The organism is Aliiroseovarius sediminis, from assembly GCF_022678485.1.
In the GTDB taxonomy this organism is placed as follows: Bacteria; Pseudomonadota; Alphaproteobacteria; order Rhodobacterales; family Rhodobacteraceae; genus Aliiroseovarius; species Aliiroseovarius sediminis.
The window spans coordinates 49,786-63,521 of record NZ_JALBYP010000038.1 but is presented as its reverse complement, the minus strand read 5'-3'; the positions used below and the strand labels follow the sequence as shown (position 1 = coordinate 63,521).

The following is a 13,736-nucleotide window of genomic DNA, read 5'->3' as shown; positions in this document are numbered from 1 at the left end:
CGCGTTGTTAGATTGGGGGTATTACGCCAAAAGGACCGCCGTGGATCACTTTGCGCCCCTAAGCCCGCCGCACCACGACAGACCCAACCGAATATCCCGCTCCGAAGGAACAAATGACGCCAGTGTCCCCCGGCTCCAAATCGTCCGAATATTTCGAGAACGCGATAATCGACCCCGCGGACGAGGTGTTGGCATAGTCTTGCAAGATGTTCGGCTGCTCGCCGTCCTCGGGCGTCCGGCCCAACACCTTCTTGCCAAGAAAATCATTCATCGACTTGTTGGCCTGGTGCAGCCAAAGCCGCTTCAGATCATCGGGCTTCACTCCGATGTCATCAATATGCCCAAGGATGTGTTTCGAAACGATGGGCAGCACCTCTTTGAACACCTTCCGACCGTTCTGCATGAACTGCATGTCGCGGCGATCCGGCAGCGCCTCGGTCGTCTCGCGCGTGCGGCGCAGGAAACCGTTATTGTTGCGTATGTTGTTGGAAAACTGCGTCAGGCAGCGGGTGGACAGGATGTCGAAATGCTCGCCTTTCGCATCCTCTTTCCGTTCCAGCAAGGTGGCTGTTGCCACGTCGCCAAAGATGAAATGGCAATCACGGTCGCGCCATTCCAGATGGGCCGAACATATTTCTGGGTTGACGACCAAAGCGCGCTTGACCGACCCTGACCGGATCATGTCAGCGGCGGCCTGAATGCCGAACGTGGCCGAGGAGCAGGCAACGTTCATGTCAAAGGCAAAGCCGCCCGCGCCCAGCGCCTGTTGAATTTCAATGGCCACCGCCGGATAGGCGCGTTCAAGGTTTGACGCCGCGCAAATGATCAGGTCCACGTCGCTGGCGTCGCACTCGGCCTTGGCAAGTGCCTTCTTGCAAGCATCCACCCCCATTTCGGTCATAATCCCCGGTTCATCATCGCTGCGTTCACGCAGGGTCGGGTGCATGATATCAGGGTCTAAGACGCCCGACTTGTCCATCACATACCGCTGCTGGATACCTGACGCAGACACGATGAATTCCTCGCTTGAATGCCCGATCGGCTCAACCTCGCCCGCCGCGATGGCATCGGCGTTCTGCGCGTTCATCTTGTCGGCATAGGCGTTGAATGCCTTGACCAGTTCTGCGTTGGTGATGATTTGATCCGGGGTGAACACACCGGTGCCAGAGATGACGGGCTGGAACATTGGGAACTCCTTCAAGGTGGGTGCAGTCAAGCAGGAAGCAGCGCCAGCGGCAAGGGGAACTGCCCTGCAACCATCCCCTTCAGAACCGGCACTTCGCCTTGAAGGTCAGCCCTTTCCCACCATCCGGGTGGCGCAGGCGCAGGCTTTCGGCGTGTAACATCAAGCGCGGGGCATCACGCGCCTCGCCTTTGGCATAGAAAGGATCGCCCAGAATGGGGTGGCCGATTTCCTTCATATGCACTCGCAACTGATGACTGCGCCCGGTCTGGGGAAACAGGCGAACGCGTGTCGCGGTATCTTCGTATTTCTGAACCTTCCAGTCGGTGATCGCTTGCTTGCCGTTCTGGTGGTCCACATGCTGTTTTGGGCGGTTCGGCCAGTCAACAATCAGGGGCAGATCAACGGTGCCGGACCGTTCTGCCACGCGACCCCAAACGCGGGCGACATAGGTTTTTTTGATCTGCCGCTTCTCGAACTGAAGACCAAGATGGCGCTGCGCATGAGGGGTCATCGCAAAGACCATGATGCCCGACGTGTCACGGTCCAGGCGATGCACCAAGAGCGCCTCGGGAAAGACGGCCTGAATACGCGACAGCAGGCAATCGGCCAGATGTTCACCTTTGCCCGGCACCGACAATAGGCCCGATGGCTTGTTGACCAACAGCAGCTCGTGATCGTGGTGCATGATCGCAAGCGGATCATCGGGCGGGGTGTATTCATCGGACATGCGGCGCGAATAACTTGTGACGCACGCGCCGGCAAGCCTTAGCGGCGCCTGCGACGCATCTGACGCAGCATCGAGGTGGTATAGATCACCAGCGCCAGCCAGATCAGCGGAAAGGCGATCTGTTTTGCACCCTCGAACGGTTCGTCAAATACGAACACCGCGACCAGAAAGATCATCGTCGGCGCGATGTATTGCAGAATGGCTATTGTGGACAGCCGCAGCAGCTTCGCCCCATTGGCATAAAGCATCAGGGGCACCGCCGTGACTACGCCGCAGCCCATCAGCAGCCCGGTGTCCAGACCCGTCAGCATGAAATGGCTTTGCCCCTGCATCGACAGCCACACCACACAGCCCAACGCCGGGATCAGCAGAATCAGCACTTCAAGCATGAACCCCTGATTGGGGCCGATGGGCAGCGATTTTTTGCACAATGCGTAAAGTCCCCAGGTCAGCGTCAGGCCAACTGCCACCACGGGAAGCCGCCCGGTTTCAAACGTCAGGATCAGGACTGCGGTGAACGCCAGCGCCACCGCCACCATCTGCGCGCGGTTCATCCGTTCGCCCAGCAAGATCGTTCCAAGAAAAATCGAAAACAGCGGGTTGATATAATAGCCTAGCGCAGCTTCCAGTGTCTGTTCGTGCGCAATCGCCCAGACGTAAATGCCCCAGTTGATCGAAATTAACCCAGCCGTCAGCACCGCCAGCAAAAGCATCTGCGGATTGGCAATCGCTTCGCGCAAGGCGCGGGTCCGGCCTGACGCAATCAGAATGACGCCAGCAACAGGCACCGACCATATGACGCGATGCGCCACCACCTCGACCGCGGGCATGTGCGCCACAGCCTTCATGTAAAGCGGTAGAAATCCCCACAGGAAATAGGCTGAAATAGCCAGCCCCAGCCCCTGCGGCGTATCCTCGTTCTTCGGTCGGGTCACATCAGTCATCGCGCGCTCCTTCCCCGCTGCTTGTAGGCCAAACTCGACAGGACACAAGGGCTGCAATTTCGCCAGCAGGGCAGGTGAAGGACCGGATACCTCACGCCCGCACGCGCTGGGACGTCGGATCAAAAAGCGGTCTCAATGACGCCTCTGCCGTGATCAGCGTTCCAGCCACATCAATCTGATAAGTGGACGCGAGCATATCAGACACTGTTTCACCTGAACACGGCACATATCCCATACCGATGGCGGCGCCCAGATAATGCCCATAGGCGCCAGAGCTCAGATAACCCACAACCTCGCCATCGCGCAGGATGGGTTCGTTGTGATAAAGCAGCGGTTCAGGATCGGTCAGCTTGAATTGCACCATCCGGCGCGACAGCCCCGCCTCCTTCTTCGCAAGCACCGCATCACGGCCGATGAAGTCAGGCTTGTCGGTCTTGACGGCAAAGCCCAGTCCTGCCTCAAGCACATGATCTTCGCAGGTGATATCGTGGCCGAAATGGCGAAACGCCTTCTCGATGCGGCAACTGTCCATCATGTGCATGCCGCAGAGCTTCAGCCCCATGTTCTGCCCGGCCTCAAACAGTGTCTCGAACGCGTGCGCCGCCATGTCAGAGGGGACATAGAGTTCCCATCCCAGCTCGCCCACGTAAGACACGCGGTGGGCGCGGGCCAGCCCCATGCCAAGCTCGATCTCTTGTGCGGTGCCGAAGGGGTTCGTGTCGTTGCTGAAATCCGCGGGGCTGACCCGTTGCAGAAGCGCGCGCGCGTTCGGCCCCATGACGGCCAGCACGCCCTCGCCCGCCGTAACATCGGTGATAACGACGCGCGCTTCACCGACATGACGGCGCAGCCATGTCTGGTCTGCCAGCCGCGTGATCGCCGGCGTCACGACCAGATAGGCGGTATCCGACAGGCGGGTGACGGTCACATCCGCCTCGATCCCCGCGCGGCTGTTCAAGAACTGAGTATAGACGATCTTGCCCACTGGCACCGACATGTCGGCCCCGCAGACGCGGTTCAGGAAGCCTTCCGCATCCGGGCCCTCGACACGGATCTTGCCGAAGGACGACATATCATACATGCCGACATTCTCGCGCACCGCTTTATGTTCGGCGGCGGCGTTGTCGAACCAGTTGGGACGGCCCCATGTGTATTCGTATTCACGGGGCTGATCATCACGGGCGAACCAGTTTGCCCGCTCCCACCCCGCCAATTCGCCCATGACCGCGCCTTGGTCCAAGAGGTGCTGGTGAAAGGGCGTCCGTCTGACGCCCCGCGCTGTGGCCTTCTGCCGGAATGGGAAGTGGTCGGCGTAAAGCAAGCCGAGTGTCTCTTTCGACCGTTCATAAAGATAGTGCTTATTGCCCTGAAAAGACTGCATCCGGCTGATATCAACGTCGCCCAGATCGAACGGCTTCTCGCCATCCTCCATCCACTGTGCCAGCGCCATCCCGGCCCCGCCCGCCGACTGAATCCCGATGGAGTTGAAGCCCGCCGCGACCCAGACATTGTCCATCTCGGGCGCAAGACCAAGGTGATAGGCGTCGTCCGGCGTGAAGCTTTCCGGGCCGTTGAAGAAGGTGTGAATACCTGCCTCGGCCAGCATCGGCATCCGGTTGCAGGCGGCTTCCAGGATGGGTTCGAAATGGTCGAAATCCTCGGGAAGCTGGTCGAATTCGAACCTGTCGGGGATGCCGTTCATGCCCCATGGCTTGGCGTTGGGTTCAAACGCCCCCAACAGGATCTTCCCCGCATCTTCCTTGTAATAGGCGCATTCGTCCGGCACCCGCAGCACCGGCATTTGGGTCAGGCCCTTGATGCCCTCGGTCACGATATAGAAGTGTTCGCAGGCGTGCAGCGGCACGTTCACGCCCGCCATCCTGCCAACTTCATGCCCCCACATGCCCGCGCAATTCACGATCATATCACACGATATGTGACCCTGTTCCTGCCCAATATCCGACTGCCAGTCGATGCCAGTGACCTTGTGACCGTCACGGGTAATCCCCGTGACCTTGGTGCGTTCTTGTACGACCGCCCCCCGCTGCCGCGCGCCCTTGGCCAGCGCCAGCGCGATGTTGGCCGGATCGGCCTGCCCGTCGGTGGGCAACCAGATGCCGCCGGTCACACCATCGAGGTTGATATGCTCATACCGCTCTTTCACCTCGACGGGCGACAACTCCTCGCACGGGACACCGAAGGCGCGGGCCATGGCGGCGGTGCGGTACAGCTCCTCCATCCGTTCGCCCGTCAACGCTACCGAGATTGAACCGACTTGCCGCATCCCCGTCGCGATCCCGGTTTCTTCCTCAAGCCCCAGATACAGATCGGCCGAGTATTTGGCGAGCTTCGTCATGTTCGCCGACGCCCTGAGCTGCCCGATCAAGCCCGCCGCATGCCAGGTGGTGCCCGAGGTCAGCTGCTTGCGCTCCAACAGCACAACATCCTGCCAACCGAGTTTGGTCAGATGATAGGCGACGGAACATCCGACGACACCGCCGCCAATGATGACGACGCGGGCGTGGTTTGGAAGGGTCATGGCATCACTCCGTTCAGGCAGACAGGGTCAGGCGCGCAGCCGTTCATTGGCTGGGTCCCAAAGCGGTTGGTCGGGCTGCACGATGGCGGGACGTCGTTCGCCGTAGATCTCGACCTGAAGCTCGGTGCCGGGGGTTGCCAGATCAGCCCGCACCATGCCCAGCGCGATCGAGGCATTCACTCTATAGCCCCAGCCGCCAGACGTGGTTTCGCCGACAATCTGGCCATCATGCCAAATGCACGACATATAGGGCGCATCCGCATCGCCGGCATCGACGATCAGGGTGACAAACCGCTTCTTCGGTCCGGCTTGTGCTTCGGCCTGCAACGCCGCTTTGCCCGGGAAGTCCTGAGGCTTATCCAGACGCACGAAACGATCCAGCCCGCCTTCGAACATGGTGTAGTCGGTGGACAGGTCGCCTTTCCATGCGCGATACCCTTTCTCAAGCCGCAGACTGTCGAGCGCATACATGCCGAAGGGCTTGGCGCCCGAGCCGATAACTGCATCGTAAAGCGCGGGGATGCTGGCGTTCTCGGCGTGGATTTCCCAGCCCAGTTCCCCGGCAAAGCTGACCCGCGCAAGGGCGCAGTCGACCCCGGCCACGGTCGCGGGCTGATGCGACAGCCAAGGCGCGGTCAGATCAGCCTTGATGCCCAGACCTTCGAACAGATCACGGGCCTTGGGTCCGGTGACAATCAGGGTGGAATAGTCTCTGGTATGGTCCGTCAGGCTAAGCCCTGCAGGCAACGCGCGGGCCAGCACTTCGAAATCGTGCCATTGCGCCGTGGCGGCGGTGATCAGGGTAAAGAAGTCGTCGGCGTGGCGCATACACGACATCTCGGTCAGGATCCGGCCGCGGGTATCGGCGAAATAAAGCAGGTTCATCCGCCCCACTTTGGGCAAGCCCCCGGTGCACATGCCGCGCAGCCAGTCCGCGGCGCCATCGCCCGACAGGTTGAAGCGCGAAAAGCCCGGCAGGTCCAGCACGCCCACACCGTCACGCACAGCTTCGCATTCTTCGCGGATACGTTGCTCCCACGGGCCTGCGCGACTCCATGTATGCGTGGCCTCAAGCGAGGTGTCATCACCCGGCTTGGCAAACCAATTCGCGCGTTCCCAGCCGTTATAGACACCCATGACGCCGCCAGCGGCGATCACCTTGTCGTGCACAGGCGACAGTTTCCGGTCGCGCGCGGCGGGCCATTCGTGCCGGGGGAAATGCATGGCGTATTCGTTGCCGTAAACCTCCATCCCTTTCTGCACGCAATAGTCGTGATCGGTATAGTCGGTGTAGCGACGCGGATCACACGCCCACATATCCCATTCGGTCGCACCGTCGACGATCCATTCCGCCAGCACCTTGCCTGCCCCGCCACCTTGGGCAATGCCGAAGGTGAATACGCACGCCTCGAACGCGTTTTTCACGCCGGGCATGGGGCCGATCAGGGGCAGGCCATCGGGGGCATAGGGGATCGGGCCGTTGATCAAGCGGCTGACGCCAGCCGTGCCCAGCGCAGGGACACGTTCCATCGCATCCGTGACGATATCCTCGATCCGGTCCAGATCGTCGTTCCAAAGCTGGAAGCTGAAATCGTCGGGCATCGGGTCATCGTCAGTTGCCCAATGGGCGCGGCAGTTGGGCTCATAAGGGCCAAGGTTGAAGCCGTGCTTTTCCTGCCGCAGATAATACGATACATCCACATCCCGCAGCAGGGGCAGCTTCTTCCCGGTCTCCTTGCTATACGTCTCTATCTCAGGGATTTCCTCGGACAACAGGTATTGGTGGCTCATCACCATCATCGGCACGGTGCGTCCGCCATGGGGCTTGAACCATTCGCCGACACGCTGGGCGTAATACCCGGCGGCGTTCACCACGTAGTCGCAGGCAATGTCACCCTTGGGGGTATGAACGGTCCAGGTGCCATCATCATGTTGCGTGACCCCTTCGGCTGGGCAGAAGCGCAGGATCTTCGCGCCCATATCCCGCGCGCCCTTTGCCAGCGCCTGAGTCAACTGCGCAGGGTCTATATCACCGTCATGCGGGTCATACAGCGCGCCCTCAAGGTCATGGGTTTCAAGGAAGGGATAGCGCGCCTTGGTTTCCTCGGGCGTCAGGATCTCCATATTCATGCCCTGATAGCGACCCATCGAGGCGGCGCGCTGAAACTCCTGCATCCGTTCCTTGGTATGGGCCAGCCGCAGCGATCCCGTGACGTGGTAGTTCATGGGGTAATCAACCTCGTCCCCCAGTCGCGCGTAAAGCTCGGTCGAATAGCGCTGCATGTTCATCACCGCCCACGAGGTCGAAAAGGTCGGCACGTTACCGGCAGCGTGCCACGTCGACCCGGCGGTGAGTTCGTTCTTTTCCAGCAGAACGCAATCGCTCCAGCCCTTCTTGGCAAGGTGATACAGCGACGAGGCACCAACGACACCGCCACCGATGACGACGACGCGGGCTTGGGTTGGAAAGTCAGACATCATGGTTTCCTTCTCGGCAAAGCATTGCGGTCTCCTTAATACACCGGCGGCGCGATCACCCAGATGGCGACCGCCGGTTCGTCATAGGGGTTGGCCCATTCATAAACGTCATGCTTGATGCGAAAGCTGTCGCCTGTGCCCACGGTGAAGCTTCGCCCACCGATGGTCAGGTCAAGCGTGCCGGACACGATATACCCGACCTCTTGCGTTGGGCGATTGGCAGGTGTTTGCATTTTCGAGCGTGGCTTGAAGGTGGAATGCACCACCTCGAAATCATCGGTCAGGTCGGGGGACAGAAGTTCTTCGATCAGCCCTTCCTCGCCCGACCCCATCGGGCGGCGTGCGCCGGCGCGCACCACGAATCCCTGTTCATCCGCCGGGGCCGAGGCATGGGCAAACAGAAGCGACATCGGCACCCCCAGCGCACGCGCCACGGCTCGCAGATCGGAAATCGAAGGGTCGGACTTGTCCCGCTCCACCTGGCTCAGCCAGCCAACGGATCGATCAAGCGCACCGGCCAGATCGCTGAGCGTCAGCCCACGCGACTTGCGCAGCGCGCGAATGTCGGCGCCAAGGCTTCGGGTCGTAACGGGGTCACTGTGCAGCATCCTGTCCACGCCTGCTCCAACATGAAACTCTACGTGAAATTTTCACGTCTTTTTTCACGGTGAGGCAAATGGATGATTCGACGCAAGCGAAATTATCAGTCGCAGTCAGGTTGCGAAGGTGGATTTCAGGATGGCAGACAGGTGATCGGCATCATCTGGCGTGAACGCGTCGGGTTGATTGCTGTCGATGTCGAACACCGCAATCAGATCGCCCGCCCGGTTCCAGACCGGCAGCACCAGTTCGGACCGCGTGGACGACGCGCAGGCGATATGGCCGGGAAAGGCATCGACATCCGGCACAAGCTGCACCTGCCCCGTGCGCGCCGCCGCCCCACAGACCCCTCGATGGAACGGGATTTGCAAGCAGCCATGCCCGCCCTGATAGGGGCCGATTTTCAGCAAATCAGGCTCTGTTACACGGTAAAAGCCCGTCCAGTCGAAGCGGTCATCAGCGTGGTGCACTTCGCAGGCAACGGTCGCCATCAGCGCGACTTCGTCGTGCTCACCGTCGGTCAGCGATGCAATCACCTGCGACAGATCTGTGTAGTTGACGCGCGTCATGGGACCTCCAATGTGACGAGGGCGCGGAAGATCCGCGCCCCGTGGTCTATATTCAGAAGGTTAGTCGCGCTCAATCGCGATGGCGGTGCCTTCGCCACCACCAATGCAGATCGCCGCAACGCCGCGCTTCAACCCGCGTTTTTCCAGTGCATTCAGCAGCGTGACAATGATCCGTGCGCCCGAAGCGCCGATCGGATGGCCCAGCGCACAGGCACCGCCATTCACATTCACCTTGTCACGCGTCAGACCCATTTCGTGCATGAAGGCCATCGGAACGACGGCAAAGGCCTCGTTCACCTCCCACAGATCGACATCTTCGGGCGTCCAGCCCAGCCGGTCCAGCAGCTTCTTCGCGGCGGGCACGGGGGCGGTCGGGAACAGGTTGGGTTCCTGGGCGTGGCTGGCGTGGCCCAGAATATGCGCGCGGATTTTCAGGCCCTTCGCCTTGGCGGCATCCTCGGATGCGATCACCAGCGCCGCCGCCCCGTCCGAGATCGACGAACTGTTGGCCGGGGTCACCGTGCCGTCCTTGCGAAACGCAGGCTTCAGCGTCGGAATTTTCTCGGGCCGCGCCTTGCCGGGCTGTTCGTCTTCGGCCACCTCAACCTCGCCTTTGCGGGTCTTGACGATCACCGGCGTGATCTCGCCTTCGAAGGCACCCGATTTCTGGGCGTCCAGCGCATTTGACAGAGATTTCAGCGCATATTCATCCTGTGCCTCACGGGTGAACTGGAAGCTTTCGGCGCAATCCTCGGCAAAGGTGCCCATCAGACGTCCCTTGTCATAGGCATCCTCGAGCCCGTCCAGAAACATGTGGTCGATGACCGCGCCATGCCCAATCCGTGCGCCGCCGCGCATTTTGGGCAACAGATAGGGCGCTTCGGTCATGCTTTCCATGCCGCCTGCGACCATTATATCGGTGCCACCCAGTGCAACCTGATCAAAAGCGATCATCGTGGTTTTCATGCCCGAACCACACATCTTGTTCAGCGTTGTGGCGGGCACCTCATTGCCTAATCCAGCCGAAAACCCCGCCTGCCGCGCGGGAGCCTGACCCTGACCGGCCGGCAGAACGCAGCCCATCAGCAACTCTTGCACATCACCCGCCTTGGCGCCAGCGTCCGCCAGTGCGGCCTTGATCGCAGCACCCCCAAGATCAGCGGCAGCGACGCCCGAAAAAGCGCCCTGAAACCCAGCCATCGGGGTGCGTGCTGCGCCTGCGATTACGACATTTTTCATCGTCTTCTCCGTCCCATTTGAAAATTCCTGATCACGCTTACCGAATGGTAACGATCAGCGTCTACCCTGTAGTTCTACCAATCGCGGGAAGGAGAAGACAGTTGGAACTTGCTCATACCGACACCGCCACAGCGCGCGTGATCACGGTTGAAGAAAACAGGATCGACGCCGCCATTGCGATCAGTTTCAAGGATCAGATGCGCGAATTGACCGAAGGTAGCCCAGATCGCATCGTGCTTGACATGACGCAGGTGGACTTTATCGATTCCAGCGGTCTGGGTGCTATCGTCGCGGTGATGAAGCAGGCATGTCCTGACAAGTCGTTTGAACTGGCAAACCTATCACCGACGGTTGAAAAGGTATTCAAACTAACGCGCATGGACACAGTGTTCACCATCCACGCCAGTGTCGAAGCCGCCTTGGGTAACGGCCTTGCAGATGCCGACTGAATGTCTGAGCTTCGTGGGCCGTGCCAACGATCTTCATAAATCGGCGCTTACGCCCCATACGAACGAAATGAAACTGGTTTTTCTGGCTGATCCGTTGGCGGTGCGGCAAGCTTTGAAGGCTTCCATGACCGGGCTGGCGCGGCTGCATCTGACCGCCGACGAACGCGGTATGATTGAAATCGTGCTGGCTGAAGTTCTGAACAACGTGGTCGAACACGCCTATGGGCAAGATGCACAAGGAATTATTGAGTTGCAAATTAAAAGGGCGGGCGATCAGCTTCATTTCACGGTGCTGGACGATGGCGTGCCGCTGTCTGACGGCAATATACCGCAAACGCCGCGGCAATCGCTTTCTGGTCCAGTCAGTCACCTCCCGGAAGGTGGCTTTGGTTGGAGTCTAATCAAAGAACTGACCCGCGACCTGCGCTACATGCATCGCGGCAATCGCAACAAGCTCGTGTTTACCATTTCTCTGGCGGACACCCGGATCAGTTGACATGGTGAAATAACGTTAGGCGATCGGGTTTGGAGGCGTGTGGCGCCATTCGAGATGCTAGGCTTTGGCCTATTCTTGCAGCCAATTGCATCCACACAACATCGCCATTCACTGGCCGCTCTGGTGGCGCTGAATATTCTGAGAGCGGAGGGCAATGCGGCGGACGCCACAATTATGCGGGCGATCTGTTGGGCATATGCGCGCGCCAAACGACCGGCTTGGGCGATGAATAATTCGTGCTGATGGGTGTACCAAAGACGAGTTCCCATCGCGATCAACGGCACCGACCAAGGGGGTCACTTAAGCGGACATCCTGTCGTATGTTGACCTTTCAAACCTTGACCGTTGGGCAGCCAGGCTGGGCTATAATACCAACAACCAGATCATCACTGACCCGAACCAAACCACCCAACTTGACTATATGTCGTCGGCGCAACTGGCCTTGGATTTCGCCGCACTGATTGAACTCGGGCGCAGGCCCCAAAACGATGGTCACGCAACCCGACACTGTTTAAATTGACCGTTATGGACAAGGGTGGGATGGCGATGTCGCAGCTCTTTTCGATCTTTCACGTCTTCGGCGTCGGGCTGGCGTCTGACAAATATGGCGTCTTTTTCACAACCCCGGGCGGGTGCGTTTCCTGTCCAACAGGATCGATTTCGGGATGGCCGCGCAAACTGCGATACAGGCCCACGCGCAATCGGTTGCTGAGAGGCGATCAGTTCATCTGGACATGTAGCGGATACTGGCCATCTTCCAGATCACCAAAAAATTCGGACACATCAGGATGGTCCACCGGTTCGCCCGAATAGTCCGCGACCAAGTTTTGTTCGGACACATAGGCCACGTAATAGCTTTGATCGTTTTCGGCCAGAAGATGATAGAATGGTTGGTCTTTTTCCGGCCGACTGTCCTCGGGGATGGCATCGTACCATTCTTCGGTATTCGAGAACATCGCGTCCACATCAAAAACCACACCGCGAAACGGATGCTTGCGGTGGCGGACGATCTGTCCAAGGGAATATTTGGCGCGCGTCTTTAACATATAGTAAAGCTCCTGCTATCGTAACTAACGCTTTGGGGGGGTGTTTGTCCATGCGACCACCCCCGGTTTTTGCGAAACAAATTGTGTAAGTCGCTCATTTTCAACCTGACAAATGGACTGTGCGCAACCCACCGCCGGTGGTAAATTTTTGGCATTCTTGGAATTCCCAGCAGCAACAATTTCCGCTATAGTCTCAAAAAACATAAGATTGCGAGAGGCAGATGAGCAGACTTCTTCGCGCAGCAGTGATTCTTTTGTTCGTGGCGTCCTGTGGTGGTGTTGACACCAAGGCACCGCGAAACTTGGACAATGCGTGCAGCGTTATCAAGCAGCGCCCGAATATATATAAGGCGATGAAACAAACCCAGCGGAAATGGGGCGTTCCCGTACCCGTTCAGATGGCGATGATCTATCAGGAATCGAAATTCATCGGCAACGCGCGCACACCGGTGAAATACGCATTGGGCGTACTGCCGATGGGGCGGCAAAGCTCGGCCTATGGCTATGCACAGGTTCTGGATGCCACATGGAAAGAATATCAGCGTGACGAAGGTGGGCGGCGCGCACGGCGTACTAACATCAAGCACGCGACCGATTTCATGGGCTGGTATATGAACGAAACCCGCGCCAAGATAGGCATCCCTCTGACCGACGCGCGCAACCAATATCTGGCCTATCACGAAGGGCGGACGGGGTATCTGCGCGGTAGCTACAAGTCTAAAGCCTGGCTTATGCGCATTGCCTCCGAAGTGAACGCCCGCGCGATCCTATATCAGCACCAACTGGCAAGCTGTCGGCGCTAGACCGTTTCCGGTCTGGCGCTTACTGGCCTAACGCGACCATTCCTTGGTCGCGACGGTGATCGAAAACAGTGAACTGCCAAGCGGGGTGCCTTTGGACATCTCGCCCAGAATAACCGTGGTCTTTGATCCGGTGTTGTCGGTAATGATCCACTGACGCAGTTCGGTCGGGTTGCTGGTGAACTTCAACTCGATCGTGCCGATATCGGGGTTCTCGGGGTCTTGCGCGATCACAGTCGTTGCTGTGCCATCATATTTATGACCCACGACCATCTGCGCGCGGCTCAAATCGACATTACGCGCCAGAATCAGATTCAAAGGTGTCTGCTTCAGCGGGTATTGCTGCGGCCCAGCATTAGATTTCCCGTCAAAGATCGCAACCTGCGAACTGCCTGCCACAACCAGGGCCTTGGTCGGGGCATTGTACTCAAACCGCGCCCGCCCCGGACGTTTCAGATAGATCGTTCCGGTCGAGATCGTGCCATCGTCATTGACCTGTGTGAACGGCGCCTTGGCGGTGTCTAGCCGGTTCAGATATTGCGAAATCGCATTTAGCGACAGCTTTTCAGCCATCGCGGGGGCGGCGCTGACCGCGACGAAGGCGGCGGCGATGATCGTGCGAAAGGGGGTCATTGGTGTTACCTCTGCTGCTCGGGCGTAGTC

13 protein-coding genes are annotated in these 13,736 nt (G+C 59.1%); 3 read left to right on the top strand and 10 right to left on the bottom strand.

From position 1 onward, the window contains the following. Nucleotides 1-58: 58 nt before the first annotated feature. The 8 genes from MN186_RS14470 to MN186_RS14435 form a co-directional block, all read right to left on the bottom strand. Nucleotides 59-1,186, bottom strand: a complete 1,128-nt coding sequence (locus MN186_RS14470) for a beta-ketoacyl-ACP synthase III (RefSeq protein WP_242115079.1) — start codon at nt 1,184-1,186, stop codon at nt 59-61. Between the two features lie 79 nt (nt 1,187-1,265). Next, on the bottom strand, nt 1,266-2,015 hold the full coding sequence (locus tag MN186_RS14465) for an RluA family pseudouridine synthase (protein WP_255744377.1): 750 nt from the start codon (nt 2,013-2,015) through the stop codon (nt 1,266-1,268). Beyond that, nucleotides 1,952-2,857: an EamA family transporter RarD gene (gene rarD / locus MN186_RS14460; RefSeq protein ID WP_242115077.1), complete on the bottom strand. Its 906-nt coding sequence runs from the start codon at nt 2,855-2,857 to the stop codon at nt 1,952-1,954. The genes MN186_RS14465 and rarD overlap by 64 nt, the downstream gene beginning before the upstream one ends. 91 nt (nt 2,858-2,948) lie before the next feature. Then, nucleotides 2,949-5,396 carry a GcvT family protein gene (locus MN186_RS14455; protein WP_242115076.1) on the bottom strand — a complete coding sequence of 816 codons (2,448 nt, stop codon included), beginning with the start codon at nt 5,394-5,396 and terminating at the stop codon, nt 2,949-2,951. 27 nt (nt 5,397-5,423) lie between these two features. Continuing rightward, on the bottom strand, nt 5,424-7,874 hold the full coding sequence (locus MN186_RS14450; protein ID WP_242115075.1) for a GcvT family protein: 2,451 nt from the start codon (nt 7,872-7,874) through the stop codon (nt 5,424-5,426). Nucleotides 7,875-7,909: 35 nt separating this feature from the next. Beyond that, nucleotides 7,910-8,482: a helix-turn-helix domain-containing protein gene (locus MN186_RS14445; protein ID WP_242115074.1), complete on the bottom strand. Its 573-nt coding sequence runs from the start codon at nt 8,480-8,482 to the stop codon at nt 7,910-7,912. Between the two features lie 105 nt (nt 8,483-8,587). After that, nucleotides 8,588-9,043, bottom strand: coding sequence for a GAF domain-containing protein (locus tag MN186_RS14440; protein ID WP_242115073.1), 456 nt, complete (start codon nt 9,041-9,043; stop codon nt 8,588-8,590). Nucleotides 9,044-9,103: 60 nt separating this feature from the next. Further along, on the bottom strand, nt 9,104-10,282 hold the full coding sequence (locus MN186_RS14435; RefSeq protein WP_242115072.1) for a thiolase family protein: 1,179 nt from the start codon (nt 10,280-10,282) through the stop codon (nt 9,104-9,106). A gap of 101 nt (nt 10,283-10,383) precedes the next feature. Between MN186_RS14435 and MN186_RS14430 the strand changes: the two genes are divergently transcribed. Continuing rightward, nucleotides 10,384-10,731, top strand: coding sequence for an STAS domain-containing protein (locus tag MN186_RS14430; protein ID WP_242115071.1), 348 nt, complete (start codon nt 10,384-10,386; stop codon nt 10,729-10,731). Further along, nucleotides 10,721-11,227, top strand: a complete 507-nt coding sequence (locus MN186_RS14425) for an ATP-binding protein (protein WP_242115070.1) — start codon at nt 10,721-10,723, stop codon at nt 11,225-11,227. Before MN186_RS14430 ends, MN186_RS14425 begins: the two co-directional genes overlap by 11 nt. A gap of 719 nt (nt 11,228-11,946) precedes the next feature. Here MN186_RS14425 and hspQ read toward each other — a convergent pair. Further along, entirely contained in the window at nt 11,947-12,273 is a 327-nt protein-coding gene (hspQ, locus tag MN186_RS14420) for a heat shock protein HspQ (RefSeq protein WP_242115069.1), read from the bottom strand. A gap of 221 nt (nt 12,274-12,494) precedes the next feature. On the opposite strand from hspQ, the gene MN186_RS14415 reads away from it, so the two are divergent. Then, nucleotides 12,495-13,076 carry a transglycosylase SLT domain-containing protein gene (locus MN186_RS14415; RefSeq protein WP_242115068.1) on the top strand — a complete coding sequence of 194 codons (582 nt, stop codon included), beginning with the start codon at nt 12,495-12,497 and terminating at the stop codon, nt 13,074-13,076. Nucleotides 13,077-13,103: 27 nt separating this feature from the next. On the opposite strand, the gene MN186_RS14410 is transcribed toward MN186_RS14415, so the two are convergent. Then, nucleotides 13,104-13,706, bottom strand: a complete 603-nt coding sequence (locus MN186_RS14410) for a LolA family protein (RefSeq protein WP_242115067.1) — start codon at nt 13,704-13,706, stop codon at nt 13,104-13,106. Between the last annotated feature and the right edge of the window lie 30 nt (nt 13,707-13,736).

Excerpts from the sequence above, each read along its gene's own strand:
- MN186_RS14410 (WP_242115067.1), bottom strand. The coding sequence starts at position 13,706 with ATGACCCCCTTTCGCACGATCATCGCCGCCGCCTTCGTCGCGGTCAGC.
- rarD (WP_242115077.1), bottom strand. The coding sequence starts at position 2,857 with ATGACTGATGTGACCCGACCGAAGAACGAGGATACGCCGCAGGGGCTG.
- MN186_RS14425 (WP_242115070.1), top strand. The coding sequence starts at position 10,721 with ATGCCGACTGAATGTCTGAGCTTCGTGGGCCGTGCCAACGATCTTCAT.
- MN186_RS14415 (WP_242115068.1), top strand. The coding sequence starts at position 12,495 with ATGAGCAGACTTCTTCGCGCAGCAGTGATTCTTTTGTTCGTGGCGTCC.
- MN186_RS14440 (WP_242115073.1), bottom strand. The coding sequence starts at position 9,043 with ATGACGCGCGTCAACTACACAGATCTGTCGCAGGTGATTGCATCGCTG.
- MN186_RS14450 (WP_242115075.1), bottom strand. The coding sequence starts at position 7,874 with ATGTCTGACTTTCCAACCCAAGCCCGCGTCGTCGTCATCGGTGGCGGT.
- MN186_RS14445 (WP_242115074.1), bottom strand. The coding sequence starts at position 8,482 with ATGCTGCACAGTGACCCCGTTACGACCCGAAGCCTTGGCGCCGACATT.
- MN186_RS14435 (WP_242115072.1), bottom strand. The coding sequence starts at position 10,282 with ATGAAAAATGTCGTAATCGCAGGCGCAGCACGCACCCCGATGGCTGGG.
- MN186_RS14455 (WP_242115076.1), bottom strand. The coding sequence starts at position 5,396 with ATGACCCTTCCAAACCACGCCCGCGTCGTCATCATTGGCGGCGGTGTC.
- hspQ (WP_242115069.1), bottom strand. The coding sequence starts at position 12,273 with ATGTTAAAGACGCGCGCCAAATATTCCCTTGGACAGATCGTCCGCCAC.
- MN186_RS14470 (WP_242115079.1), bottom strand. The coding sequence starts at position 1,186 with ATGTTCCAGCCCGTCATCTCTGGCACCGGTGTGTTCACCCCGGATCAA.